The sequence below is a fragment of the Bacillus sp. BP-3 genome (assembly GCF_028401955.1).
In the GTDB taxonomy this organism is placed as follows: domain Bacteria; phylum Bacillota; class Bacilli; order Bacillales; family Bacillaceae_G; genus Bacillus_A.
Genome location: NZ_JAQOTJ010000001.1, coordinates 174,849 through 199,875 on the forward strand (window position 1 = coordinate 174,849; position 25,027 = coordinate 199,875).

A 25,027-nucleotide genomic window follows, 5' to 3' on the forward strand; every position below is an offset into this window, starting at 1 on the left:
GCTGGTATATTCTATTTTTATATAGAAGAAATTGATATTTTCTCAATAAAAACGAACAGATTCCAATTATTGTGTTCCGAACTGTCATTTGTTATATTAACTTTAAAGTGTATTGAAAATCTAAAAAAAGAGGCGAGCGTATGGATAAAAAAGAAAGTACGGTCGTATTGTTTCCGCAATTGTCAGTGCGATTTACCGACGAAGGGTTTATTGCTTTACGTGAACGTCGGTTTGAGGAAGCGTTAAAAAACTTCGAAATGTTGCGCCAATACGGAGCACAGACAGAGCAATCAGAATTAGCTTCTGTTATTTGTTTGCTAGAATTAAAGGAAATGGAAGAAGCGAAAGAACGATGCGAGAAATTACTTGAAACAGGGGAGTTCTTATTTCAAGATATTCTCGAAACGTATATTACGATTTTAGTGCAAACAAATGATTATGAAGGTATTATTGAAACAGTGCAGTCTGTTTTACAAACGAAAGAAATAACAGTAGAACAAAAGGAAAAATTAGCACAACTTGCCTTGTTTGCGAAGGGTATGCTAGAGAGTGAAGAAGTAGTAGAGATTGATGAAAGTTTATCTTTTGATGAACCTGCGTTTGCAGATGCTTTGTTGAATGGTGACTACGGAGAGCAGCTGCGCGCGGTGAATCGTCTTGCGACTAAACATGTTGAGAAGGCGTTGCCGACGTTGCGCATTTTTTTATTAGATGAAACGAAACACCCATATATTAAAACTTCTATCTTATACGTACTAATGGACTTTGGAATACAAGAGAAGGTAGATATAGAGAAGTTTGGCGATACAATAACAGTTATACCGGCTAATTTGGCTTATAATCAATATGATACAGAAAAAGTGTTACATATATTGTCTGAACGATTAGAGCATGATAACCCATCGATGTATGGGGCGATTATTACATATTGGAAAGAAATGCAGACAAGTCTCTTCCCGTTTCCTCTATTAACGGACAAAGATGAGTTATGGGCAGCTGTTTTAGAGAGAGTTGGAAGGAAACGCTTTGGAATGCCAATTCATGAAGAGAAGCTTCTTCGTGAGTATGGTATTACACTGGAAGAATACCATATTGCATATCAGTGGTTTTTACGTATTGAGAAAGAAGGGTTTATGCCAGTATAATGAAAAAGAATGTTTCAGTTATTGAAACGAGAGTATTCTATGTTATAATGTAAGGGTTGCAAAAGGCTTAAATATGCCTTTTTATAAGAGAATAGAAACAAATATTCTCTTACTTATATGTTTCATATTATTCTCGAACAAAATATACCGCATTTGTCTTTTCGACAAATAATAGATTGAGAAGTATATCCAAAGCTTTTTATAGTGGGTAGAAGGCTGAATTTATCAGTTTGCGTTTTTTGTTTCTATATTGAGAAACGATAAAGGCTTCGATTTCTAAAGGTATGTGCATACATTATTATAGTTGGAGGGAAAGAATAAATGGCTGCAAAATGGGAAAAATTAGAAGGTAACGTTGGCGTTTTAACAATCGAAGTTGATGCGAAAGAAGTAAACAACTCTTTAGACGCTGCGTTCAAAAAGGTAGTAAAAACAATCAATGTACCAGGCTTCCGTAAAGGGAAAATGCCTCGTCCTCTATTCGAACAACGCTTCGGTGTAGAATCTTTATACCAAGATGCTTTAGATATCATCTTACCAAAAGCATACGGAGAGGCAATCGATGAAACTGGTATCTTCCCAGTTGCTCACCCTGAAATTGACATCGAGAAATTCGAAAAAGGTCAAAACTTAATTTTCACTGCAAAAGTAACTGTAAAACCTGAAGTGAAATTAGGCGAATACAAAGGTTTAACAGTAGAGAAAATCGATGCTACTGTAACTGAAGAAGATGTAGAGAACGAATTAACATCTTTACAAGAGCGTCAAGCTGAGCTTGTAGTGAAAGAAGATGGCACTGTTGAAAACGGTGATACAGCTGTAATCGACTTCGAAGGTTTCGTTGATGGCGAGGCATTCGAAGGTGGAAAAGGCGAAAACTACTCTTTAGCAATCGGTTCTAACACATTCATCCCAGGATTTGAAGAGCAATTAGTTGGTCTAAAAGCTGGGGAACAAAAAGAAGTGGAAGTATCATTCCCAGAAGAATACCATGCAGCTGAACTAGCTGGTAAACCAGCAACATTTAAAGTAACAGTTCATGAGATTAAAGTGAAAGAACTTCCTGCTTTAGATGACGAGTTCGCAAAAGATGCAAACGAAGAAGTTGCAACTCTTGATGAGTTAAAAGCAAAAATTCGTGAAAACTTAGAAGTAAGCAAAAAGCAAGAAGCTGAGCAAAAAGTTCGTGACGAAGTAGTAGAAAAAGCTTCTGCAAATGCAGAAATCGAAATTCCAGAAGCTATGATCGAAACTGAGTTAGATCGTATGGTTCGTGAATTCGAGCAACGCCTAAGCTACCAAGGCATGAACTTAGAACTTTACTACCAATTCACAGGTACTGATGAAGAGAAATTAAAAGGACAAATGAAAGAAGACGCTGCAAAACGCGTAACAACTAACCTTGTTCTTGAAGCTATCATCGAAGCTGAAAAAATTGAAGCAACAGAAGAAGAAGTAAATGCAGAAGTTGAAAAAATGGCTGAAATGTACAACATGCCAGTAGACGCTGTGAAACAAGCTCTTGGTAACGTTGAAGGTGTAAAAGAAGAACTTCAAGTTCGTAAAGCTGTAGATTTCTTAGTAGATAACAGCAAGACTGCATAATAAAATAACAAGGCGCGACATTGCTCGTGCCTTGTTTTATAAATATAAATATATTTGTAAAACATTTTGTTATGAAGAAGGAAATGATTCTTCGAAAGTCGAATATACATATTTCAAAAGTTTTAAAAATTTTTTATTTGTACATAACTAACCATATTATTTGTATTTCTCGCCACGTAGTGACATAATATGTATTTACATACGATACATTTATCGTGTACATACGAAGGCAAGGTTTTAGCACTTTGTAAGGGGTGTGAAAATATGTTTAAATTTAATGATGAAAAAGGACAATTGAAATGTTCTTTCTGTGGTAAAACACAAACGCAAGTTCGAAAACTTGTGGCAGGTCCTGGGGTTTACATTTGTGATGAATGTATAGAACTTTGCACAGAAATCGTGCAAGAGGAGCTTGCAAAAGATGAAGAAGTAGAATTCAAAGATGTACCGAAACCGGTAGAAATTCGTGAGATTTTAGATGAATACGTAATCGGACAAGATCAAGCGAAGAAAGCATTAGCGGTGGCGGTATATAATCATTACAAGCGCATTAATTCTAGCAGCAAAATTGATGATGTAGAATTAGCGAAAAGTAATATTGCCTTAATTGGGCCAACAGGTAGCGGTAAAACGTTATTAGCTCAAACGTTAGCACGTATTTTAAATGTTCCATTTGCAATTGCTGATGCAACATCTTTAACGGAAGCTGGATATGTAGGGGAAGATGTAGAAAACATCTTATTAAAACTTATTCAAGCAGCTGATTATGATGTAGAGAAAGCAGAAAAAGGAATCATTTATATTGACGAGATTGATAAAGTGGCTCGTAAGTCAGAAAATCCGTCAATTACGCGTGACGTATCTGGTGAGGGTGTGCAACAGGCACTTCTTAAAATTTTAGAAGGAACTGTAGCGAGCGTTCCACCTCAAGGTGGTCGTAAGCATCCGCATCAAGAGTTTATTCAAATCGATACAACAAACATTTTATTCATTTGTGGCGGTGCATTTGATGGTATTGAACCAATCATTAAACGCCGTCTTGGTGAAAAAGTGATTGGTTTCGGTTCTGAGAAGAAAAATGCTGATGTAACAGAAAAACATGTTTTATCGCATGTATTGCCAGAAGATTTATTAAAATTCGGATTAATTCCAGAATTTATTGGTCGTCTTCCAGTTATTGCGAACTTAGAGCCACTTGATGAAGGTGCTCTTGTTGACATCTTAACAAAGCCGAAAAATGCGCTTGTGAAGCAGTTCCAAAAGTTATTGGAGCTTGATGATGTTGAATTAGAGTTTGAAGAAGGAGCTCTTGTTGAAATTGCCAAAAAAGCAATTGAACGTAAAACAGGTGCACGTGGACTTCGTTCTATTATTGAAGGTTTGATGCTAGATGTGATGTTCGAACTTCCATCTCGTAAAGACATTGAAAAATGTGTGATTTCAAAAGAAACAGTAACAGAAAATGCTACACCAAAATTAGTGTTGCAAGATGGTACTGTACTTGAGCAAGATACAAAAACATCTGCATAAAGTGTTTTGAATAATGGGGGCTTTGGCCCCCATTATTTATGAAGTGGAATATAAACGATAGAAACAGCAATTATATAATTGCTGTTTCTTCTTATGTTTAGCGTGTTTCCTCCCAGGGGATACTGAAGAGTAAAACATAGCGGGAGGAAATGAATATGAGCTGGACAAATATTTTTTTAATCGTTCAACTAGTCTTTGGTGTAATTGTCGGATTATATTTTTGGCATTTACTCCGTAACCAGCGAACGCAAAAAGTTTCAATCGATAGAGAATCAAAGAAAGAGCTGGAGCAACTTCGGAAAATGCGAGAAATTTCTTTAACAGAACCGCTTGCTGAAAAGGTTCGTCCGACGTCATTTGCCGATATTGTCGGACAAGAAGATGGCATTAAATCATTAAAGGCAGCTTTGTGCGGACCAAATCCACAGCATGTCATTATATATGGACCACCAGGAGTTGGGAAAACAGCAGCGGCTAGGCTCGTATTAGAAGAAGCGAAGAAAAATATGAAGTCTCCGTTTCGCATGAATGCAACATTTATTGAACTTGATGCCACTACAGCTCGGTTTGATGAACGAGGGATTGCTGATCCGTTAATTGGTTCTGTTCATGACCCGATTTATCAAGGGGCTGGTGCGATGGGACAAGCGGGTATTCCTCAACCGAAAAAAGGAGCGGTCACAGATGCACATGGAGGCATTTTGTTTATTGATGAGATTGGAGAGCTTCATCCAATTCAAATGAATAAAATGTTAAAAGTGTTGGAGGATCGCAAAGTGTTTTTGGAAAGTGCATATTATAGTGAGGAAAATTCCTTTATTCCAACGTATATACACGATATTTTCCAAAAGGGATTACCAGCTGATTTTCGTCTTGTTGGCGCAACAACACGTTCACCGGAGGAAATTCCTCCAGCGATTCGCTCGCGTTGTTTAGAAGTCTTTTTTCGTGAATTAGATACAGACGAGATTGAAGCGGTAGCTAGAAACGCTGCTGAAAAGGTAGGTATGGAGATAGGGAAACAAGGCGTAGAAATGATTGGGATGTACGCACGAAATGGAAGAGAAGCCATTAACCTTGTACAAATCTCTGCTGGAATGGCAATTAACGAGGGACGCTCTTCCATAAAGGATGAAGATATTGAATGGGTGATTCATTCCAGCCAACTGACTCCTAAATATGAAAAACGTATATATCCAATTCCGAGAATCGGCCTTGTAAATGGTTTGGCTGTATATGGACCCAATACAGGAGCATTACTCGAAATGGAAGTAACAGCAATTCCAGCAAAGGAAAAAGGGTCTGTAGTGGTAACAGGGATTGTTGAAGAGGAAAGTATCGGCAATCAATCAAAATCGATTCGCCGTAAAAGTATGGCGAAAGGTTCTGTTGATAATGTTGTAACTGTCCTTCGTTCCCTGGATTTATTACCAGAAGGATATGATATACATATTAACTTTCCAGGTGGTGTTCCAATTGATGGTCCATCTGCCGGCATTGCAATTGCAACAGGTGTATATTCTGCAGTTCATCGTATGTATGTCAATAATGAAGTAGCGATGACCGGTGAAATTAGTATTCACGGGGAAATAAAACCAGTTGGCGGCGTTTATGCGAAAGTAAAAGCTGCGAAAAAGGCTGGGGCAAAGAAAGTGCTCATCCCAGCAGAAAATATGCAACCTCTTCTTTATACAATTAAAGGTATTGAAATTGTTCCTGTACGAAAATTAAAAGAAGTATTTGTATTAGCATGTATACAAGAGAAAATAGAGCGAACAGACGATACGTTGCTTGCTTTTGGGGAAGATGATGCACAATCGATTTGAAGAAATTTGTTAGCAAATCAAATCGGGCCGTTTTCGTTAAAAAGAAAGTTAAATCACTCGAATATTTTAGACTTCGCTAAAGTCATTATATGCTTAAGCGAAGTCCTTTTTCTTGAACAGGAAACAGTGTATTAAGTCTCTGCGATTGCATAAGGCTTTATTGTAATATAAAATAGGGAAACAAAGATATTTATGGAGGTGCTATGTCTAATATGAATGCAAACGAAAGAATCGTGCCCCTCCTACCATTAAGAGGCGTTCTCGTATATCCGACGATGGTTCTGCATCTTGATGTAGGACGTGATAAATCGATCAAAGCGCTTGAGCAGGCGGCTATGGATGAAAATGTGATTTTTTTAGCGATGCAAAAAGACGTGAATATCGATGATCCGAAAGAAGATGATGTTTATAAAGTAGGTACGTTAGCAAAAGTGAAGCAAATGCTTAAATTACCAAATGGGACGATGCGTATCCTTGTTGAAGGTTTACATAGAGTAGAAATGACAGAGTTCATTGAAGAAGATGATGTAATTACAGCTAATGTCCGCATGTTAATTGAAGAAGAAGAAGGCGATTTAGAAGAAAAGGCGCTTATGCGTACATTAATTGAGTATTTTGAGCAATATATTAAGCTGTCTAAGAAAATTTCTGGTGAAACATTTGCGACAGTTGTTGATGTTGAGGAATCAGGTCGATTAGCTGATCTCATATCATCTCATTTGCCGCTCAAAATGAAGCAAAAGCAACAAATTTTAGAAATTACTGCAGCGAAAGAACGATTACATACGCTTATTTCTTTTATTCAAGATGAAAAAGAGTTATTAAACTTAGAAAAGAAAATTGGTCAACAAGTGAAACGTTCTATGGAGCGTACACAAAAAGAGTACTTCTTACGTGAACAAATGAAAGCTATTCAAAAAGAGCTTGGTGATAAAGAAGGAAAAGGCGGCGAAGTAGAAGAGCTTCGCGAAAAGATTGAACAATTAGGAATGCCGGAAGAAACGATGAAAGCGGCATTGAAAGAGCTAGATCGTTATGAGAAATTGCCGGCAAGTTCAGCGGAGAGCGGTGTCATTCGCAATTATATTGATTGGTTATTATCTCTTCCTTGGACGGAGGCAACGGAAGATCGTATCGATCTTGTACGTGCTGAAAATATTTTAAATGAAGAGCATTATGGACTTGAAAAAGTGAAAGAACGTGTGCTTGAATATTTAGCGGTACAAAAGCTTACTAATTCGTTAAAAGGGCCTATTCTTTGTTTAGTTGGTCCTCCTGGGGTTGGGAAAACATCGTTAGCTCGTTCAATTGCGACATCAGTGAATCGTAATTTTGTTCGTGTATCACTTGGCGGTGTACGTGATGAATCGGAAATTCGTGGTCATCGTCGTACGTATGTCGGTGCGATGCCCGGTCGCATTATTCAAGGGATGAAAAAAGCAAAAACAATCAATCCTGTCTTCTTATTAGATGAGATTGATAAAATGTCCAATGATTTCCGCGGTGATCCTTCAGCAGCATTGTTAGAGGTATTAGATCCGGAACAAAATCATAATTTTAGTGATCATTACATTGAAGAGCCGTATGATTTATCAAAAGTGATGTTTGTTGCAACTGCAAATACGCTTGCAAGCATTCCAGGTCCGCTTCTTGACCGCATGGAGATTATTTCTATTGCTGGTTATACAGAACTTGAAAAAGTACATATTGCCCGTGAACATTTATTGTCGAAACAGTTGAAGGAACATGGGTTGAAAAAAGGGAATTTACAAGTGCGCGATGAAGCGATTCTTGAAATCATTCGTTACTATACGCGTGAAGCGGGTGTTCGTACGTTAGAACGTCAGCTTGCGAAGCTTTGCCGGAAAGCGGCGAAGATTATTGTAACGGAAGAGCGTAAGCGCGTCGTTGTAACGGAGAAGAATATTACTGAATTACTTGGAAAACGTATATTCCGTTATGGTCAAGCAGAAACGAAAGATCAAGTAGGTATGGCAACAGGCTTAGCGTATACAGCAGCTGGTGGAGATACGCTTGCGATTGAGGTATCTGTATCCCCGGGTAAAGGGAAGTTGATTTTAACGGGAAAACTTGGTGATGTGATGAAAGAATCTGCACAAGCGGCATTTAGTTACATTCGTTCTCGTGCAGAAGAATTACATATTGATCCTGATTTCCATGAAAAACATGATATTCATATTCATGTTCCTGAAGGTGCAGTGCCAAAAGACGGACCATCAGCGGGGATTACGATGGCAACAGCTCTTATTTCAGCATTAACAGGTATTCCTGTTAGTAAAGAAGTGGGAATGACAGGTGAAATTACACTTCGTGGCCGCGTGTTACCGATTGGTGGATTGAAAGAAAAAACGTTGAGCGCACATCGAGCAGGGTTAAAGAAAATTATTTTACCAGCAGAAAATGAAAGAGATTTAGAAGATATTCCAGAAAGCGTAAAGGAAAACCTTACGTTTGTGCCAGTCTCTCATTTAGATGAGGTACTAGAGCATGCATTAGTAGGAGTGAAAAAATGAAGGTAACAAAAGCTGAGATTGTCATTAGTGCAGTCAAACCAGAACAATATCCTGAGGGCGATTTACCAGAAATCGCATTAGCGGGTCGTTCAAATGTAGGAAAATCATCCTTTATAAATAAAATTTTAAATCGAAAAAAATTAGTGCGTATTTCTTCTAAACCAGGAAAAACGCAAACGCTAAACTTTTTCATCATTAATGATATGATGCATTTTGTGGATGTACCAGGTTATGGTTACGCGAAAGTATCAAAATCAGAACGAGCAGCATGGGGTAAAATGATTGAAACGTATTTCACAACAAGACAGCAGCTAAATGCAGCTGTTCTTGTTATTGACTTACGACATAAGCCAACGAACGACGATGTGATGATGTATGATTTCTTAAAACATTATGAAATTCCAACAATCATTATTGCAACAAAAGCTGATAAAATTCCAAAGGGAAAATGGCAAAAGCATTTGAAAGTTGTGAAAGAAACGCTTGATGTAGAACCAGGAGATGAAGTTGTACTATTCTCTTCAGAAACGGGTCTTGGGAAAGAAGAAGCGTGGAAAGCGATTCATAAGTTTACAAGTACAAAAAACGTGTGACGAGTGTCACACGTTTTTTATTTTATAGTACGTTTAAAGTAACTTCCATATTTCCTCTTGTTGCCTTAGAGTATGGGCATACTCCGTGTGCAGCTTCGACTAATTGTTTTGCTTCTTCGTGAGATACGCCCGCTATACGTACATCTAATGTGGTAGCTAATCCAAATCCACCATCTGTATCTTTGCCAATCGATACATGAGCAGTTACCTCTGTACTTTCTACTTTTACGCGTTTTGTACGAATGACAAGCTGCAATGCACTATCAAAACAAGCTGCATAACCTGCCGCAAATAATTGTTCAGGATTTGTTGCTGCGCCGCCCATACCACCTAATACTTTTGGCATTTTTACATCAAGGTTTAATACACCATCCTCAGAGATTACTTTTCCGTTTCGTCCACCTGTTGCTGTTACAGTAGCAGTATATAATGTTTCCATGGTTATTCCCCTTTTCTATCATTAATTGTCTTCATTGTTTCAATTAATTTATTTAATTGAATTAATAAAGTTGTATAATTTTTTTCTGTAATTCCTAAATGTGATGCCATTGTTTCTGGTAATGAACATGCTTTTTCTTTTAAAGCAGCTCCTTGTTCTGTTAGTTCAATACATACTTTTCGCTCATCTTCCTTCGAACGAACACGTTTAACAAGGTGTAAACTTTCCATTCTTTTTAACATGGGCGTTAATGTACCAGAGTCTAAAAATAATCGTTCGCCAATTTCTTTTACTGTAATGCCGTCTTGTTCCCATAATACTAACAAAGTGATGTACTGCGGATACGTAATGCCCATTTCTTCTAAATAAGGACGATAAAAACGTGTAACTTCTCTAGAACAAGCGTAAATAGAAAAACAAAGCTGATTATCTAGATGTAAAGGATTCTCATGCATGAGTATCTCTCCTTTTTAAATTGTGCACAATTTAATTTTGTGAAATTAATATAAAATAAAAAAAACGAAATGTCAAACAAAAAGAAAATCTATCGTTTGGAATAATCATACATATTTTTATTCAATTGAAAGAAGCTAAGGAAAGTTAGTCTTTCTGATATGTATGGAATAGTTTCCATTACTTGATTCCGACAATTTTTTTTGGTAACGTACAGATAGAATCGTTATTTTATAATTATTATAAAGTGGAGTTTCCTTTTCGGAAGAGGTTAGTTAAGCGAAGAAACGAAAATTATTCTTCTATATGAAAAGTTTTTCTCACTTTTCATTCTTTACTTATCAAGGGAGATGGCTTATTGTCAGATAAGTAAGGGAGTAAAAGAGAAGGTGTTCACACGATTGTCAGATTTATAAGGGGAAAGTTGTATTATGATAGTAGATAAGATGAAAAAACGGTTGAAGGGGGACATGCTGCGTGCATATTCTTGTTGTTGGTGTTAACTATCGAACAGCCCCTGTAGAAATTCGTGAGAAACTAACGTTTCAGGAAGCAGAATTAGAGACAGCAATGACAACGTTGCAAAAGCAAAAAAGTGTATTAGAAAATGTCATTGTATCAACGTGCAATCGAACGGAAATCTATGCTGTAGTAGACCAGTTACACACAGGACGTTATTATATTAAGAAGTTTATGGCTGATTGGTTTCAGCTTGAAATAGAAGAAATTGCACCGTATCTGTCTCTATATGAACAAGACGGTGCCACAGATCATTTATTCCGCGTAACATGTGGATTAGATTCAATGGTAGTTGGAGAAACGCAAATTTTAGGTCAAATTCGTAATAGCTTCTTACTTGCGCAAGAAATAAAAACGACAGGAACGATATTTAATACATTGTTTAAACAAGTCGTTACATTAGCGAAACGTGCACATTCTGAAACAACAATTGGCGGTAATGCAATGTCGGTAAGTTATGCAGCTGTTGAGCTTGGAAAGAAAATTTTTGGTGATTTGAAAGATTGCCACGTTCTTATTCTTGGTGCGGGGAAAATGGGGGAATTAGCACTGCAGAATTTGTACGGGAGCGGTGCTCATAAAGTAACTGTTATGAATCGTACGTTTGCAAAAGCAGAAACGATGGCAAAAAAATATATGGGGCTTGCAAAGCCGTTGGATCAGTTGCAGTGCGCACTGTTAGAAGCTGATATTGTAATTAGCTCAACAGGGGCTACTGAATATGTGATTACGAAAGAAATGATGTCCAAAGTAGAAAGCATGCGTTCTGGTCGTCCGCTCTTTATGGTAGATATTGCAGTGCCGCGTGATATTGATCCAGTAATTGATGCGTTAGAAAGTGTTTTCTTGTATGATATTGATGATTTACAAGGTGTTGTGGAAGCGAATCGTGCTGAGCGATTAAAAGAAGCTGAGAAAATTCAAATTATGATTGAAGAAGAAATGATGCTATTTAAGTCGTGGTTGAATACACTTGGTGTTGTACCGTTAATTTCGGAACTTCGCGATAAAGCATTAGCAATTCAAAGTGAAACAATGCAAAGTATTGAACGGAAAATCCCAACGTTAACAGAGCGGGAACGAAAAGTGATTAGTAAGCATACGAAAAGTATTATTAATCAATTGTTAAAAGATCCGATTTTAAATGCGAAAGAGTTAGCGGCTCAAGAGGATGCGAAAGAAAAACTTGCTCTATTTGCGAAAATTTTCGATTTAAATGCGAAAGAAGTAGTGAAAGAGAGCGAAGCAGAATGGAAACAAACGGAGAAGTGGACAGTATTCGTTCCATCTTTGTAATGGAAAGGATAAACGGATGGGTGTTTTAAACAATAGCATTATTTATCATATTGCCATTATTTTATATGCCTGCAGCGTTAGTTTATATTTCATAGATTATTTTCAAAGTAACCGAAGGGCGAACAGGATTGCCTTTTGGTTACTTTCTGTTGTATGGGTACTCTATTCAATATTTATGTTACTTCGGGCAACAGAAGCGGAAATTAATCCAATTTTAACGTTGCTATCGGGTATTTATTTTTATGTATGGCTATTAATTACACTATCATTAATGATTAACCGATTCATGCGCATTGACTTTTTAGTCTTTTTCACAAATATGATTGCGTTTGGTGTAAGCGTTTTTTCTATTTTTACACCGCTTGGAAAAATGTCGCCGGTATTAGCAGATCAATTAGTTTCGGAGCTTGTTTATGTACATATTGGTATGGCGATTACTTCCTATGCGACGTTTACAGTTTCTTTTATTTTTTCCATTATGTATTTAATTCAATATCGTTTATTAAAGCAAAAAAAATGGAATGCAAGATTAAGGCGGTTGGGGAATTTGCCGAAGCTGGATTCTATGTCGTACGGTTTAAATTTATTTTCTGTACCTTTCTTTTTATTTGCCATTTTGCTTGGGTGTCTATGGGGATATACGAAGTTAGATAATTTTCATTGGTATGACGCAAAGGTAATCGGATCTTTCGTCGTCTTGTTTGTATACTGTGCAGGTATTTATTTACGAGGATCAGATACATTACAGGGAAAGAAAATTGCGAGCTGGAATATTGGAGCCTTTCTTATTATGTTAATTAATATTTTCTTATTTAGTAGTTTATCGAACTTCCATTTTTGGTACTTATAATGAGGAGAGAAAAATATGCGCAAAATTATTGTAGGATCAAGAAAAAGTAAATTGGCATTAACGCAAACAAATTGGTTTATTGATCAATTAAAGGAGCTAGGATTGCCATATGAATTTGAAGTAAAAGAAATTGTAACGAAAGGTGACGTTATTTTAGATGTGACACTTTCGAAAGTCGGCGGAAAAGGGTTATTCGTAAAAGAGATTGAACATGCGCTCTTAACAAAGGAAATTGATATGGCTGTTCATAGCATGAAGGATATGCCGGCGGTACTTCCTGAGGGATTAACAATTGGATGTATTCCAAAACGTGTGGATCCGCGTGATGCGTTTATTTCTAAAAATGGGGAACTGTTTGAGGAGTTACCAGAAGGAGCGGTAATCGGTACAAGTAGTTTACGCCGCAGTGCACAGTTGTTAGCTGTGCGTCCTGATTTACAAGTGAAATGGATTCGTGGAAATATTGATACGAGACTACGAAAGCTAAAGGAAGAAGATTACGATGCAATCATTTTAGCTGCTGCAGGACTAAAGCGAATGGGCTGGGCAGATGATGTGATTACAGGGTATTTAGAAGAAACGGTATGTGTACCAGCTGTCGGTCAAGGTGCGCTATCTATTGAATGTCGCGAGGATGATGCGGATTTATTACAATTATTAAGTCATTTAAATGATCATGTAACAGCGAGAACAGTAGAAGCAGAGCGTGTATTTCTACACAAGTTAGAAGGAGGTTGTCAAGTTCCGATTGCTGGATATGCAACGCTCCAAGAGGATGACCAAATTGAATTAACAGCTCTTGTTGGATCGACAGATGGCACTGTCTTATTGAAAGAAGTTGTTGTTGGTAAACATGCTGGGGAAGTTGGAGAGCGAGCAGCAGACTTGTTAATCGAGCAAGGCGCAAAAGAACTGATTGCTGCAGCAAATCAGGAGAAAAATTAGCAATATGATTTCCCTTTGCGGAAAAACAGTGCTAATTACAAGAGCCCAGCAACAAGCGAAGCAAATGAGTGTAGCAGTGCAAAAACATGGCGGAATTCCAGTGGAAATTCCGCTTTTACATATAACAGCAACTGCCCATGAACAATTTCAACAGGTGCGTGAGGAATTAAGCACATATGATTGGATTGTTTTCACAAGTAAAAATGGTGTGGATTTTTTTTTAGATGGTGTGGGGCAACCGTTGCCGCATACTATGAAAATTGCTGCGGTTGGCGTGAAGACAAAGCAAGAATTAGAGCGTCGTGGCTACGATGTTCATTTTGTACCAACTACATTTGTAGCTGAAGCATTTGCGAAAGAATTTGTAAATCATATTGAAAGCGGGACGCGTATATTACTGCCAAAAGGAAATTTAGCAAGAGATGTTATAAGAGAGGCGCTGCGAAATCACGGGGCAATTGTCCGCGAACTTGTTGTATATGAAACAGCAGTCCATCTGCAAATGCGTGAACAACTTATCGATGCTCTGCAATCAAGAGGAATTGACGTGATTACTTTTACAAGTCCGTCAACTGTACAAAGTTTTCTTACATTGCTTGAAGGTGAAAACTGGAGAGAATGGATAAAAGGATGTACAATTGCTTGTATAGGTCCTGTTACAGAACGAAAAGCTCGGAAATATTTTCAAAATCTTCTCGTTCCAACAGAATATACAATTGAAGCTATGTTACAATGCATTTCAGAAAATATAATAAAGTGAAACTTTAAGAATTGGAGATGGAAAAGTTATGAATCCTTTACAATTTAACCGTCATCGTCGTTTAAGACAAAGCGCGAATATGCGTGCCCTTGTACGTGAAACACATTTACATACAGAAGATTTCATTTATCCGATTTTTGTTCTAGAAGGAGAAAATAAGCGTAATGAAGTTCCTTCTATGCCAGGTGTATATCAAATTTCATTAGATCACCTGCAAGCAGAGATGCAAGAAGTTGTTGATTTAGGCATTCGCTCTGTTATTGTGTTCGGTTTACCTGCTGAAAAAGATGAAGTCGGTTCTTCCGCTTATTGTGAACATGGGATTGTACAACGTGCCATTTCACAAATTAAAGAGCAGTTTCCAGAGCTAGTTGTTGTTGCAGATACATGTTTATGCCAATATACAAGTCACGGACATTGTGGTGTAATTGAAGACGGGATGATTGTAAATGATGCATCACTTGAACTACTTGCGAAAACAGCAGTAAGTCAAGCGAAAGCGGGGGCAGATATTATTGCACCATCTAATATGATGGATGGGTTTGTAACTGCTATTCGTCATGAGTTAGATGAAAATGGCTTTACGCATGTTCCGGTTATGTCATACGCAGTGAAATATGCGTCTGCTTTTTACGGACCGTTTCGCGATGCTGCACATGGTGCACCGCAATTTGGTGATCGTAAAACATATCAAATGGACTCAGCCAATCGCCTAGAAGCCATTCGTGAAGCTGAATCCGATGTGATGGAAGGAGCAGACTTCTTAATAGTAAAGCCAGCGCTTTCTTATTTAGATATTATTCGTGATGTGAAAAATAACTTTAACCTTCCAGTTGTTGCATATAACGTGAGTGGTGAATATTCGATGATTAAAGCAGCAGCGCAAAATGGTTGGATTAATGAACAAGATATTGTTCTTGAAAAATTATTAAGCATGAAGCGTGCAGGAGCAGATTTAATTATCACGTATCATGCAAAAGACGCAGCGAGATGGTTACAAGAAGGAGGCGCACGATAATGAAAAGTTTTGAGAAATCGATTGAAGCATTTGCAACAGCAAAAGATTTAATGCCGGGCGGTGTAAATAGTCCAGTGCGTGCTTTTAAATCTGTCGGTATGAATCCATTATTTATGGAGCGCGGAAAAGGCTCTAAAGTTTATGATATTGATGGAAATGAATACATTGATTACGTACTATCATGGGGGCCGCTTATTCATGGTCATTCCAACGATCAGGTTGTGGAAGCGTTAAAAGCAGTAGTAGAAAAAGGAACAAGCTTCGGAGCACCGACGGAAATTGAAAATAAATTAGCGCAGCTTGTAATCGACCGTGTTCCGTCTATTGAAATTGTACGTATGGTTAACTCTGGAACAGAGGCGACAATGAGTGCGCTTCGCTTAGCGCGCGGTTATACAGGCCGTAATAAAATTTTAAAATTTGAAGGCTGTTATCACGGACATGGTGATTCCCTTTTAATTAAAGCTGGTTCTGGTGTGGCTACGCTTGGTTTACCTGATAGCCCTGGCGTGCCAGAAGGCGTTGCGAAAAATACAATTACTGTTGCGTATAACGATTTAGAAAGTGTGAAATATGCATTTGAACAGTTCGGTGATGATATTGCGTGTGTCATTGTAGAGCCAGTAGCTGGAAATATGGGTGTCGTACCACCGCTTCCAGGGTTTTTACAAGGTCTTCGTGATGTGACAACAGAATACGGGGCGCTTCTTATTTTTGATGAAGTAATGACGGGCTTCCGCGTAGCTTATGATTGCGGACAAGGATATTTTGAAGTAACACCTGATTTAACATGTTTAGGGAAAGTAATTGGTGGCGGACTTCCTGTCGGAGCATATGGTGGTAAAGCTGAAATTATGAAGCAAGTAGCACCGAGCGGACCAATTTATCAAGCTGGTACATTATCTGGTAATCCATTAGCAATGACTGCAGGATATGAAACGCTTGTCCAGTTAACACCAGAAAGCTATAAAGAATTTGAGCGTAAAGCTGAAATGCTTGAAAAGGGTTTACATGAAGTAGCGGTAAAATATGGTGTTCCACATTGTATTAATCGCGCTGGTTCTATGGTCGGTATTTTCTTTACAGATGAAAAAGTTATCAATTACGAAACAGCAAAAGCGTCCAATTTAGAATATTTTGCAGCGTATTATCGTGAAATGGTAGAACAAGGTGTATTTTTACCACCTTCTCAATTTGAAGGTTTGTTCTTATCAACAGCACATAGCGACGCTGATATTGAAGCAACGATTGCTGCTGCAGAAATTGCTATGTCTAAATTAAAAGGATAAAAAGCCTTTTTTTTAGGAGAGGCGAGAGGGCCTGACCGCGCGTAGAAGCGGTCAGGTCTTTTTTTGTCTGGTGTGAAAATAAAGAGAGAAGATGAGTGCAAGTCACTTTTGGTTTTTGGGCGCAGTAATTTTTTTATTCATAAAGTCGCTATTCCTCACATAAACCTGTAATGACATATAGTTTGAGAGGGGGATACGAAGTGGCAGCAGATCAACAAACTTCATTGCGGTTTTCGTTGAAAGAATCTGTGTGGTTCCAAAAAGGACAGGAAGTCAGTGAATTACTTTCGATTTCATTAGATCCTGATGTTGCTATAGAAGAGCGTGAATATGAAATTGTTGTATTTGGACAGCTAGATCTAACAGGAGAATATATCCCGAAAGAAGAAACAGAGACGTTTTCATTACGAGAATTATCACCAGCACGTACGATAGATTATGTGGAAACGCGCGATGATGGGGTAAATGAATTAGTGCATTCGTTTCCACTGGAGATTTCCATTCCACGCGGCCGCGTGAAGCAAGCAGAAGATTTGTATGTGGGTATCGAAGAGTTTGATTATGAACTATTAGAAAATGGTTGTTTGCAGCTTTTGGCGGATATTTCAATTCATGGATTGCGTGACGAAGAGCATGAAGTGGAAGAAGCAGTAGAAGAAGCAATGGAAGAAAGAGTAGAAGAAGAGGTAGAGACTGATGAATGGGAAGATTATGCTTTTGAGCCATTTCAGCTAGAAGCTCGTCAAGAACCGGAGCCTGAACTAGATGAGGAGGAAGAAAACGAAGAAGAGGAACAAAGGCAAGAGGAAGAACAAAGACATGAAGAAGTTGTCGCACCGCAGTTGGTCTTTGGGCGTAAAGAAGCGAAAATACAACATATTGATGAGGAAGAGCAAGAAGAAGTTTTATATTCACAGCGGGATGAAAACGCGCTATATTTAACAAAATTATTTTCAAAGCAACCAGAAGATGAATTTACAAAGCTGCGACTATATTTTGTGCAAGAAGGTGACACGATTGAATCTGTTGCAGAGCGTTATGATACTTCCGTTCAACATTTACATCGTATCAATCAAACCGAAGATTTGTATTTAACAGCAGGACAAATTTTATATATACCAGTATCAAAGGCGAGAACAAAGTGAGTGAAGAGAAATCTTCCTCACCTCTTTTCTGTTTTACGCTCCTGTAGAAAGGGTCGTTGTTCGTATGGACATGGAATTACGAGACCGTTATGCGTCTATTTTGCAGCTATATCAATTAGCTCCTGAGCATATTGAGGAATATGGGAATGTAATCAAAATTTATACGAACCAAGGTCCATATGCGTTAAAAAAATTGCCTCCTCAAAAATTAGAACGCAGCAATCTTATGTATTATGTTCAGTTTTTACGAGAAAAAGGATTTACGAATTTTGCTCCTATTTATCATACGAAAGATGGAAGGCACGTTTTAAGTGATGGTGAGCATAGTTATTATTTAATGCCTTGGCTTGGAAGCGCAGAGAGCCAAGGAGAAGATAATGATCAGTATCATAAAATGTTTCAAACACTTGCTATGATGCATAAAAAAACAGTGCGAGAAGAAGATGTGACAGAAGAAGCAATTCAAGGACATTTTGATACGATTTCAAATCGCTGGGAACAAGATAGTGTATTACTAGAGGAGTTTTTAGTTGAATCAGAAGCGAAGTGGTATATGTCTCCGTTTGAATTGCAATATTGTACGTACTTTCATCAAGCGATGCGTGCTCATGAATTTGCAAAGAAACAATTTTCAGAATGGCATGAAGCGATGAAAGAAAAAGAAAAAACACGTATTTCATTTACTCATGGCAATGTTTCCATGAATCATTTTTTATTCGATTATCAGCGAAATGGTTATTTTATTAGTTTAGAAGATGCAGGGTTTGCTACTCCGGTTCAAGATATTGTTCAATTTTATTCACGCTCCTTTAACACGTATCCAATTGCAAGAAATGATCGGTATGAATGGTATCAAATATATCAAAAGAACTTTGCGTTTACGAAAGAAGAAAAGCTGCTTATGCTTGCATATTTAGCGTATCCTAAACCATTTATTAAACAAGTGCATGACTATGCAGATACCCGAAATACTCGTAATAAAACGAAGGAATTGCATGATGTGGGAATGCTCCAACAAACACATTGGCTTATAAGCAATATTGAATATTTCGTGGCACAGCTTCAAGCTGCTGAGCATCAATCATAGTAAAAAATGGCCGTAGCCCAAATAAAGAGGTTACGGCTGATAATGTAAGCGAATCGTTGCCGCGATAAAAATAGCAAGAATAACAAAATCTAAAAACGTAGGAAGCAGCAAAGTACGAATGCCTTGGAAAATTGTAAGTGGAATTGCAAAATCAGAAAACATCGTCTGTAGATTTCTTAACCATGAGGGAGTTGAAAAGTTGTACGTGCGTCGATAGCGTCGCATAATTGTCCTCCGTATTACAACCTTCTCTAGAATAGAATCATAAGAGAAGTGGAAATGTGATATTACAATATGCAGGATGGGCATTTAATGTGCTTGTGCTGCACTTTTTTCATTTTCTTTGCATATGTTATAAAAAACTTGGTTAAGCTTATTGACGATTGCGCATTTCTTTTTTAGACTATAAGGTATATTATAATTTTAAAACGTATATATAAATGCGTTGATAGGGAAGAGTACAACGTCCTACATCTTCAGAGAGAGAAATCAATTGCTGTGAGATTTCTTAGATGGTAGTGTTGGAAGGTCGCCCTTGAGCAGTTTCTTTGAACTCACGTCTGAAAGTAGGAGAAACCGGGTAGCCCGTTACAGATGATAAGTGTATAGGTGTAGTGTATCTATTTACGCCTGTAAAAAAAGGTGGTACCACGATCTCCGTCGTCCTTTTGGATGAGGGAGTTTTTTATTTTTTTAAGGAGGGAAAAATATGTCAAACACGGAAAATAATTTACCAACAAAATACGATCATATATCCGTAGAAGAAGGCCGCTATAAATGGTGGCTTGAAGGCAAATATTTCGAAGCTAAAGGAGACGCAGAGAAACAACCATACACGATTGTAATTCCGCCTCCAAATGTAACTGGTAAGCTTCACTTAGGTCACGCTTGGGATACAACACTTCAAGATATTTTAACACGTACAAAGCGTATGCAAGGCTATGATGTATTATGGCTTCCAGGTATGGACCATGCAGGTATTGCAACACAAGCAAAAGTAGAAGGAAAGCTTCGTGAAGAAGGTATTTCACGTTACGATCTTGGTCGTGAGAAATTCCTTGAAAAAGCATGGGAATGGAAAGATGAATATGCTTCTCATATTCGTCAGCAATGGGGGAAAGTTGGCCTAGGACTAGATTACTCTCGTGAGCGCTTTACATTAGACGAAGGTTTATCTGATGCGGTTAAAAAAGTATTCGTTCAATTATACGAAAAAGGCTTAATTTACCGAGGGGAATATATTATTAACTGGGACCCAGCAGCGCGCACTGCTCTTTCTGATATTGAAGTAATCCATAAAGATGTTCAAGGTGCATTCTACCATATGAACTATCCATTAACAGACGGTTCTGGTCACATTCGCCTTGCAACAACTCGTCCGGAAACAATGCTTGGTGATACAGCAGTAGCAGTTCATCCAGAAGATGATCGTTACAAACATTTAATCGGAAAAACAGTTACACTTCCAATCGTTGGCCGTGAAATTCCAATTATCGCAGACGACTATGTAGATCCAGAGTTTGGAACAGGGGTTGTGAAAATTACACCAGCTCATGATCCGAATGACTTTGAAGTAGGTAACCGCCATGACTTACCACGTATTCTTGTAATGAACGAAGATGGTACAATGAACGAAAAAGCTGGTAAGTATAACGGTATGGATCGCTTTGAATGCCGTAAGCAATTAGTAAAAGACTTGCAAGAAGCAGGTGTATTAGTAGAGATCGAACCTCATATGCATTCTGTTGGCCATAGTGAGCGCAGCGGGGCAGTTGTTGAGCCTTATTTATCAACACAATGGTTCGTGAAAATGGCGCCACTTGCAGAAAAGGCAGTTGAACTACAACAAAAAGAAGATGAAAAAGTAACGTTCGTACCAGACCGTTTTGAGAACACATATTTACGCTGGATGGAAAATATTCATGATTGGTGTATTTCTCGTCAATTATGGTGGGGACATCGCATCCCAGCTTGGTATCATAAAGAAACTGGTGAAGTATACGTAGGTACAGAAGCGCCGGCGGATATCGAAAATTGGAACCAAGATAATGACGTACTTGATACATGGTTTAGTTCAGCATTATGGCCATTCTCAACACTTGGTTGGCCAAATGAAGATGCAGCAGACTTCAAACGTTACTATTCAACGGATGCACTTGTAACAGGGTATGATATCATCTTCTTCTGGGTATCTCGTATGATTTTCCAAGGGTTAGAGTTTACAGGAGAGCGCCCGTTTAAAGACGTATTAATCCATGGTCTAGTTCGTGACGAGCAAGGACGTAAAATGAGTAAATCTCTTGGTAACGGTATTGATCCAATGGATGTTATCGAGAAGTATGGTGCAGACGCAATGCGCTTCTTCTTATCAACAGGAAGTGCACCTGGGCAAGATCTACGCTTTAGCATGGAGAAGGTAGAATCTACTTGGAACTTCATCAATAAAATTTGGAATGCGTCTCGTTTCGTATTAATGAACATGGAAGATATGCAATATGAGGATATCGATTTAACTGGTGAAAAATCTGTTGCAGATAAATGGATTTTAACTCGTCTAAATGAAACGATTGAAAGTGTAACACGTAACATGGATAAATATGAGCTAGGTGAAGTTGGCCGTGCATTATATAACTTCATTTGGGATGATTTCTGTGATTGGTACATTGAAATGGCGAAAATTCCATTATACGGAGAAGATGAAGCAGCGAAGAAAACAACTCGTTCTGTTTTAGCATACGTACTAGATCAAACGATGCGCTTGTTACATCCATTCATGCCATTCGTAACTGAGAAAATTTGGCAACACTTACCTCATGAAGGTGAATCTATTACAGTAGCCGCTTGGCCAACAGTTCGTGAAGATTTACAAGATAAAGAAGCAGCAGCAGAAATGCATCTTCTTGTTGATATCATCCGCTCTGTTCGTAACATTCGTGCGGAAGTAAATACGCCAATGAGCAAAAAAGTACAATTGCAAATCAAAGCAAAAGACGAAGCAGTACTAGCACAGCTTACGAAAAACAGCTCTTACATTGAGCGTTTCTGTAATCCAAGTGAATTAACAATTCAGACGGATTTACAAGCACCGGAAAAAGCGATGACTGCAATTGTATCAGGTGCAGAGTTATTTTTACCACTAGCTGATCTGATCAATCTTGATGAAGAAAAAGCACGTCTTGAAAAAGAACTTGAGAAGTTCGATAAAGAAGTAGAACGTGTACAGAAAAAACTTGCAAATCAAGGATTCGTAGCAAAAGCTCCAGCAGCAGTTATTGAAGGAGAACGCGCGAAAGAGAAAGATTACCTAGAAAAACGTGAAGCAGTTCGCCAACGTCTAGCAGATCTACAAAAATAAAGTGAAACTATAATCAGCCCTCACCAATCGGGGGAAATTATTTAAAATAACGAACCACGGCAAAGATTGTTCTATTTGAGTATAATAGGGCTAGGGCAATCTTTTGCTTTGGTTCGTTTTTTGATGGAAAGGGGAATGGTATACGTGATACATACATATGAAGAAGCAATCGGCTGGATTCATAACCGTTTGAAATTTGGTATAAAACCAGGATTAGAACGTATGGAGTGGATGTTAGAGGAACTTGGAAACCCAGAGCGTCATATAAAATGTGTTCATCTTGCGGGAACAAATGGAAAAGGTTCTACTCTCACATATATGCGTTATATGTTACAGGCGGCAGAGTACAAAGTAGGGACATTTACTTCACCGTACATTGAAACATTTAATGAACGAATCAGTGTGAATGGTATACCAATTGCAAATCAAGAAATTGCAGATCTTGTAAATGTGGTCAAACCTGTTGTGGAAAAGTTAGATGAAACAAATTTAGGCGAAGCGACAGAATTTGAAATTATTACTGTTATGGCACTTTATTATTTTGGAAAGATGAATATGTGTGACATCGTTTTATTTGAGACAGGACTTGGAGGACGATTCGATTCGACGAATGTCATTCACCCTGCATTGACCATTATTACAAATATCGGCCGCGATCATATGCATATTTTAGGTGATACGTTAGAAGCAATCGCATTTGAAAAGGCGGGAATTATAAAATCAGGTGTACCTGTTATAACTGGTGTACAGCAAAACGAAGCTTTAGAGGTCATCCGTACGACTGCCAATAAAAAACGTTCTAACTTATATGAACTAGGAAATCAAATTCAAGTAAAACACCTTTCTTCAGAGAAAGAAGGAGAAAGCTTTACATTCTCGTCTCCATTCCATACATACGAAGATCTTTTCATTTCTATGAAAGGCCAGCACCAAGTGAATAATGCTGCGCTGGCACTTATGGCGATGTCATACTTAAACGTATATCAAGCGTTTTTAATTGATGAAGAGCATATTCGAAAAGGATTAGCTGAAGCATATTGGATTGGGCGTTTTGAACAACTGTCTACGCACCCGCATGTCATTATTGATGGAGCACACAATCCAGAAGGTATACATAGCCTTGTAGAAACGGTTCGTGCACACTACGGTAAAAAACGAATTATTATTTTATTTACAGCACTTGGGGACAAGCAACTGGATGAAATGGTTGGACAATTAGAAACAATTGCAGATGAAATGATTTTTACAACTTTCAAGTTTGATCGTGCTATCTCTGCCGAGGCTCTTGCTGCTCATTCAAAGCGAGAATCAAAACATATCTTTGAAAATTGGCAGGAAGCCATTAGTGAGACAATGGATTCTTTACAAGAAGAGGATCTTTTCTTATTAACAGGTTCTCTTTATTTCATATCAGAAGCTCGTAAATATGTGGTTCAAAAAGCTAGACAGAAATAAGCTGTCTAGTTTTTTTGTTCTACAAATAAAGACGTAAGCATACATATAAGATAACAATATAGGGTAATTTGACGAATCTCTTTGACAAGTATCTCGTTTTTTTTTGAAACGAGTATGATACGATGCTGGCAATGAGAAGAAGTAAGGAGTGGGGGTATGGACAAACAATCGCGACCAATTTCAATTAAAGTAAATGGAACGGAAGCAAATTATATAGAGAAGAAAGAAGAGGAAATAAAAAAAGAAGAGTTTGATTGGCTGCTCCCGGAGAATGCGGTGACAAATAATGTTGTGTCGTTTCAAAAACATGCAGCATCAATACGTAAAGGGAAAAAAGAATGGAGTAATAGGTTTATTGTCACGGTATCTACAGCAATTGTAATTGGGACAGGGTTTGGGATGGGAATGCTGCACTTACTAACGGGACAAGAAACTGTTCATGAAAAGACAGCTCCAGCAGCAAATGTTACAAAGAATAATGAAACACAAAAACCGACAAATGAGAAACCAGCACCAACTGCTTTAGCGCCGCTGACGATTTATTTTGCGCAGGGCGGAGTCTTTTCTTCGAAGGAAAAGGGACAGGCATCATTAAAAGAGTTACAAGAAAATGGAGTCTCTGGAGCAGTTATGCAGTCAGGGGATAAATATTTACTTGTTCTTGGGGTGGCACATGATGAACAATCTGTTATGCAATTAATTACGCAATATAAACAAAAAGATATATCAGTTGTAAAAAAGAAATGGGAGATTACAGATCAAGCGCTTTTAAAACAGGATCAAGAATATGGAGCGTTTTTGGAAAAGCTGCAATCGTTGTATGGGAAACTATTGCAACAAACTGCTGCCCTGCAGTCCGGGGGGGGAATAAGTAAAGCGCATATAGAACAGATTGAAAATGAATGGAAAGCAATCAAAAAAGAAGAGGCAGCATTAAAGCAGGATGATATAAAGAAATTGTTTACGTATGCATCAGTGGCGGTGCAGACAATACAAGAAGAGAAACAAGATATGGAAACGATGACGAAATTACAGCAAGTGCTAGTAGATAGCTTTCTTTCTTATGAAAAAATAGTTTCACAAAAAAACAAAAACGTATAATAATTAGATGAGATTTAAATCACCATCAGTATGTGGTGCTTTTTTCTAATATTTATTCGTACGGAAGAAAGGAAAAGCAAGG

At 38.0% G+C, this 25,027-nt stretch carries 20 protein-coding genes and 1 other annotated feature; of the genes, 17 read left to right on the forward strand and 3 right to left on the reverse strand.

Annotated elements, in window-relative coordinates; all coding sequences use genetic code 11:
• Nucleotides 1-140: 140 nt before the first annotated feature.
• From PLX19_RS00950 to yihA, 6 genes are all read left to right on the forward strand, one after another.
• Complete coding sequence (locus tag PLX19_RS00950; protein ID WP_272186643.1) at nt 141-1,145, forward strand: hypothetical protein; 1,005 nt, start codon at nt 141-143, stop codon at nt 1,143-1,145.
• 321 nt (nt 1,146-1,466) lie between these two features.
• Complete coding sequence (gene tig, locus PLX19_RS00955) at nt 1,467-2,750, forward strand: trigger factor (protein WP_272186644.1); 1,284 nt, start codon at nt 1,467-1,469, stop codon at nt 2,748-2,750.
• Between the two features lie 264 nt (nt 2,751-3,014).
• The gene (gene clpX / locus PLX19_RS00960) at nt 3,015-4,280 is read left to right on the forward strand and encodes an ATP-dependent protease ATP-binding subunit ClpX (RefSeq protein ID WP_272186645.1); all 1,266 of its coding nucleotides are present in this window, start codon (nt 3,015-3,017) and stop codon (nt 4,278-4,280) included.
• Between the two features lie 155 nt (nt 4,281-4,435).
• A complete protein-coding gene (gene lonB, locus PLX19_RS00965) occupies nt 4,436-6,106 on the forward strand; it encodes an ATP-dependent protease LonB (RefSeq protein ID WP_272186646.1) in 1,671 nt (556 codons plus the stop codon).
• A gap of 203 nt (nt 6,107-6,309) precedes the next feature.
• Entirely contained in the window at nt 6,310-8,640 is a 2,331-nt protein-coding gene (gene lon / locus PLX19_RS00970; RefSeq protein ID WP_272186647.1) for an endopeptidase La, read from the forward strand.
• Nucleotides 8,637-9,233 carry a ribosome biogenesis GTP-binding protein YihA/YsxC gene (gene yihA, locus PLX19_RS00975; RefSeq protein WP_272186649.1) on the forward strand — a complete coding sequence of 199 codons (597 nt, stop codon included), beginning with the start codon at nt 8,637-8,639 and terminating at the stop codon, nt 9,231-9,233. The genes lon and yihA overlap by 4 nt, the downstream gene beginning before the upstream one ends.
• A 22-nt stretch (nt 9,234-9,255) precedes the next feature.
• Here yihA and PLX19_RS00980 read toward each other — a convergent pair whose 3' ends face one another.
• Both PLX19_RS00980 and PLX19_RS00985 read right to left on the reverse strand, forming a co-directional pair.
• On the reverse strand, nt 9,256-9,672 hold the full coding sequence (locus tag PLX19_RS00980; protein WP_272186650.1) for an organic hydroperoxide resistance protein: 417 nt from the start codon (nt 9,670-9,672) through the stop codon (nt 9,256-9,258).
• Nucleotides 9,673-9,674: 2 nt separating this feature from the next.
• Nucleotides 9,675-10,127: a MarR family winged helix-turn-helix transcriptional regulator gene (locus PLX19_RS00985; RefSeq protein ID WP_272186651.1), complete on the reverse strand. Its 453-nt coding sequence runs from the start codon at nt 10,125-10,127 to the stop codon at nt 9,675-9,677.
• 475 nt (nt 10,128-10,602) lie between these two features.
• On the opposite strand from PLX19_RS00985, the gene hemA reads away from it, so the two are divergent.
• The 8 genes from hemA (at nt 10,603) to ysxE (ending at nt 19,034) form a co-directional block, all read left to right on the forward strand.
• Nucleotides 10,603-11,940, forward strand: a complete 1,338-nt coding sequence (gene hemA / locus PLX19_RS00990; RefSeq protein WP_272186652.1) for a glutamyl-tRNA reductase — start codon at nt 10,603-10,605, stop codon at nt 11,938-11,940.
• A gap of 16 nt (nt 11,941-11,956) precedes the next feature.
• Nucleotides 11,957-12,790 carry a cytochrome c biogenesis protein gene (locus PLX19_RS00995; protein ID WP_272186653.1) on the forward strand — a complete coding sequence of 278 codons (834 nt, stop codon included), beginning with the start codon at nt 11,957-11,959 and terminating at the stop codon, nt 12,788-12,790.
• A 15-nt stretch (nt 12,791-12,805) separates the two neighbouring features.
• Nucleotides 12,806-13,735, forward strand: a complete 930-nt coding sequence (gene hemC / locus PLX19_RS01000) for a hydroxymethylbilane synthase (RefSeq protein ID WP_272186654.1) — start codon at nt 12,806-12,808, stop codon at nt 13,733-13,735.
• Nucleotides 13,736-13,739: 4 nt separating this feature from the next.
• Nucleotides 13,740-14,495, forward strand: coding sequence for a uroporphyrinogen-III synthase (locus PLX19_RS01005; RefSeq protein ID WP_272186655.1), 756 nt, complete (start codon nt 13,740-13,742; stop codon nt 14,493-14,495).
• 28 nt (nt 14,496-14,523) lie between these two features.
• Nucleotides 14,524-15,513, forward strand: coding sequence for a porphobilinogen synthase (gene hemB, locus PLX19_RS01010; protein WP_272186656.1), 990 nt, complete (start codon nt 14,524-14,526; stop codon nt 15,511-15,513).
• Nucleotides 15,513-16,802 carry a glutamate-1-semialdehyde 2,1-aminomutase gene (hemL, locus tag PLX19_RS01015; protein WP_272186657.1) on the forward strand — a complete coding sequence of 430 codons (1,290 nt, stop codon included), beginning with the start codon at nt 15,513-15,515 and terminating at the stop codon, nt 16,800-16,802. The genes hemB and hemL overlap by 1 nt, the downstream gene beginning before the upstream one ends.
• 170 nt (nt 16,803-16,972) lie before the next feature.
• Entirely contained in the window at nt 16,973-17,947 is a 975-nt protein-coding gene (gene spoVID, locus PLX19_RS01020) for a stage VI sporulation protein D (protein WP_272186658.1), read from the forward strand.
• Between the two features lie 64 nt (nt 17,948-18,011).
• Entirely contained in the window at nt 18,012-19,034 is a 1,023-nt protein-coding gene (gene ysxE / locus PLX19_RS01025; RefSeq protein WP_272186659.1) for a spore coat protein YsxE, read from the forward strand.
• Between the two features lie 30 nt (nt 19,035-19,064).
• Here ysxE and PLX19_RS01030 read toward each other — a convergent pair whose 3' ends face one another.
• On the reverse strand, nt 19,065-19,259 hold the full coding sequence (locus tag PLX19_RS01030; RefSeq protein WP_272186660.1) for a hypothetical protein: 195 nt from the start codon (nt 19,257-19,259) through the stop codon (nt 19,065-19,067).
• A gap of 211 nt (nt 19,260-19,470) precedes the next feature.
• Nucleotides 19,471-19,705 (forward strand) — a binding site (T-box leader).
• A gap of 38 nt (nt 19,706-19,743) precedes the next feature.
• On the opposite strand from PLX19_RS01030, the gene PLX19_RS01035 reads away from it, so the two are divergent.
• From PLX19_RS01035 to PLX19_RS01045, 3 genes are all read left to right on the forward strand, one after another.
• On the forward strand, nt 19,744-22,389 hold the full coding sequence (locus PLX19_RS01035; protein ID WP_272186661.1) for a valine--tRNA ligase: 2,646 nt from the start codon (nt 19,744-19,746) through the stop codon (nt 22,387-22,389).
• 144 nt (nt 22,390-22,533) lie between these two features.
• The gene (locus PLX19_RS01040; RefSeq protein WP_272186662.1) at nt 22,534-23,844 is read left to right on the forward strand and encodes a bifunctional folylpolyglutamate synthase/dihydrofolate synthase; all 1,311 of its coding nucleotides are present in this window, start codon (nt 22,534-22,536) and stop codon (nt 23,842-23,844) included.
• 156 nt (nt 23,845-24,000) lie between these two features.
• Complete coding sequence (locus PLX19_RS01045; RefSeq protein ID WP_272186663.1) at nt 24,001-24,945, forward strand: stage II sporulation protein B; 945 nt, start codon at nt 24,001-24,003, stop codon at nt 24,943-24,945.
• The last annotated feature ends 82 nt before the right edge of the window (nt 24,946-25,027 follow it).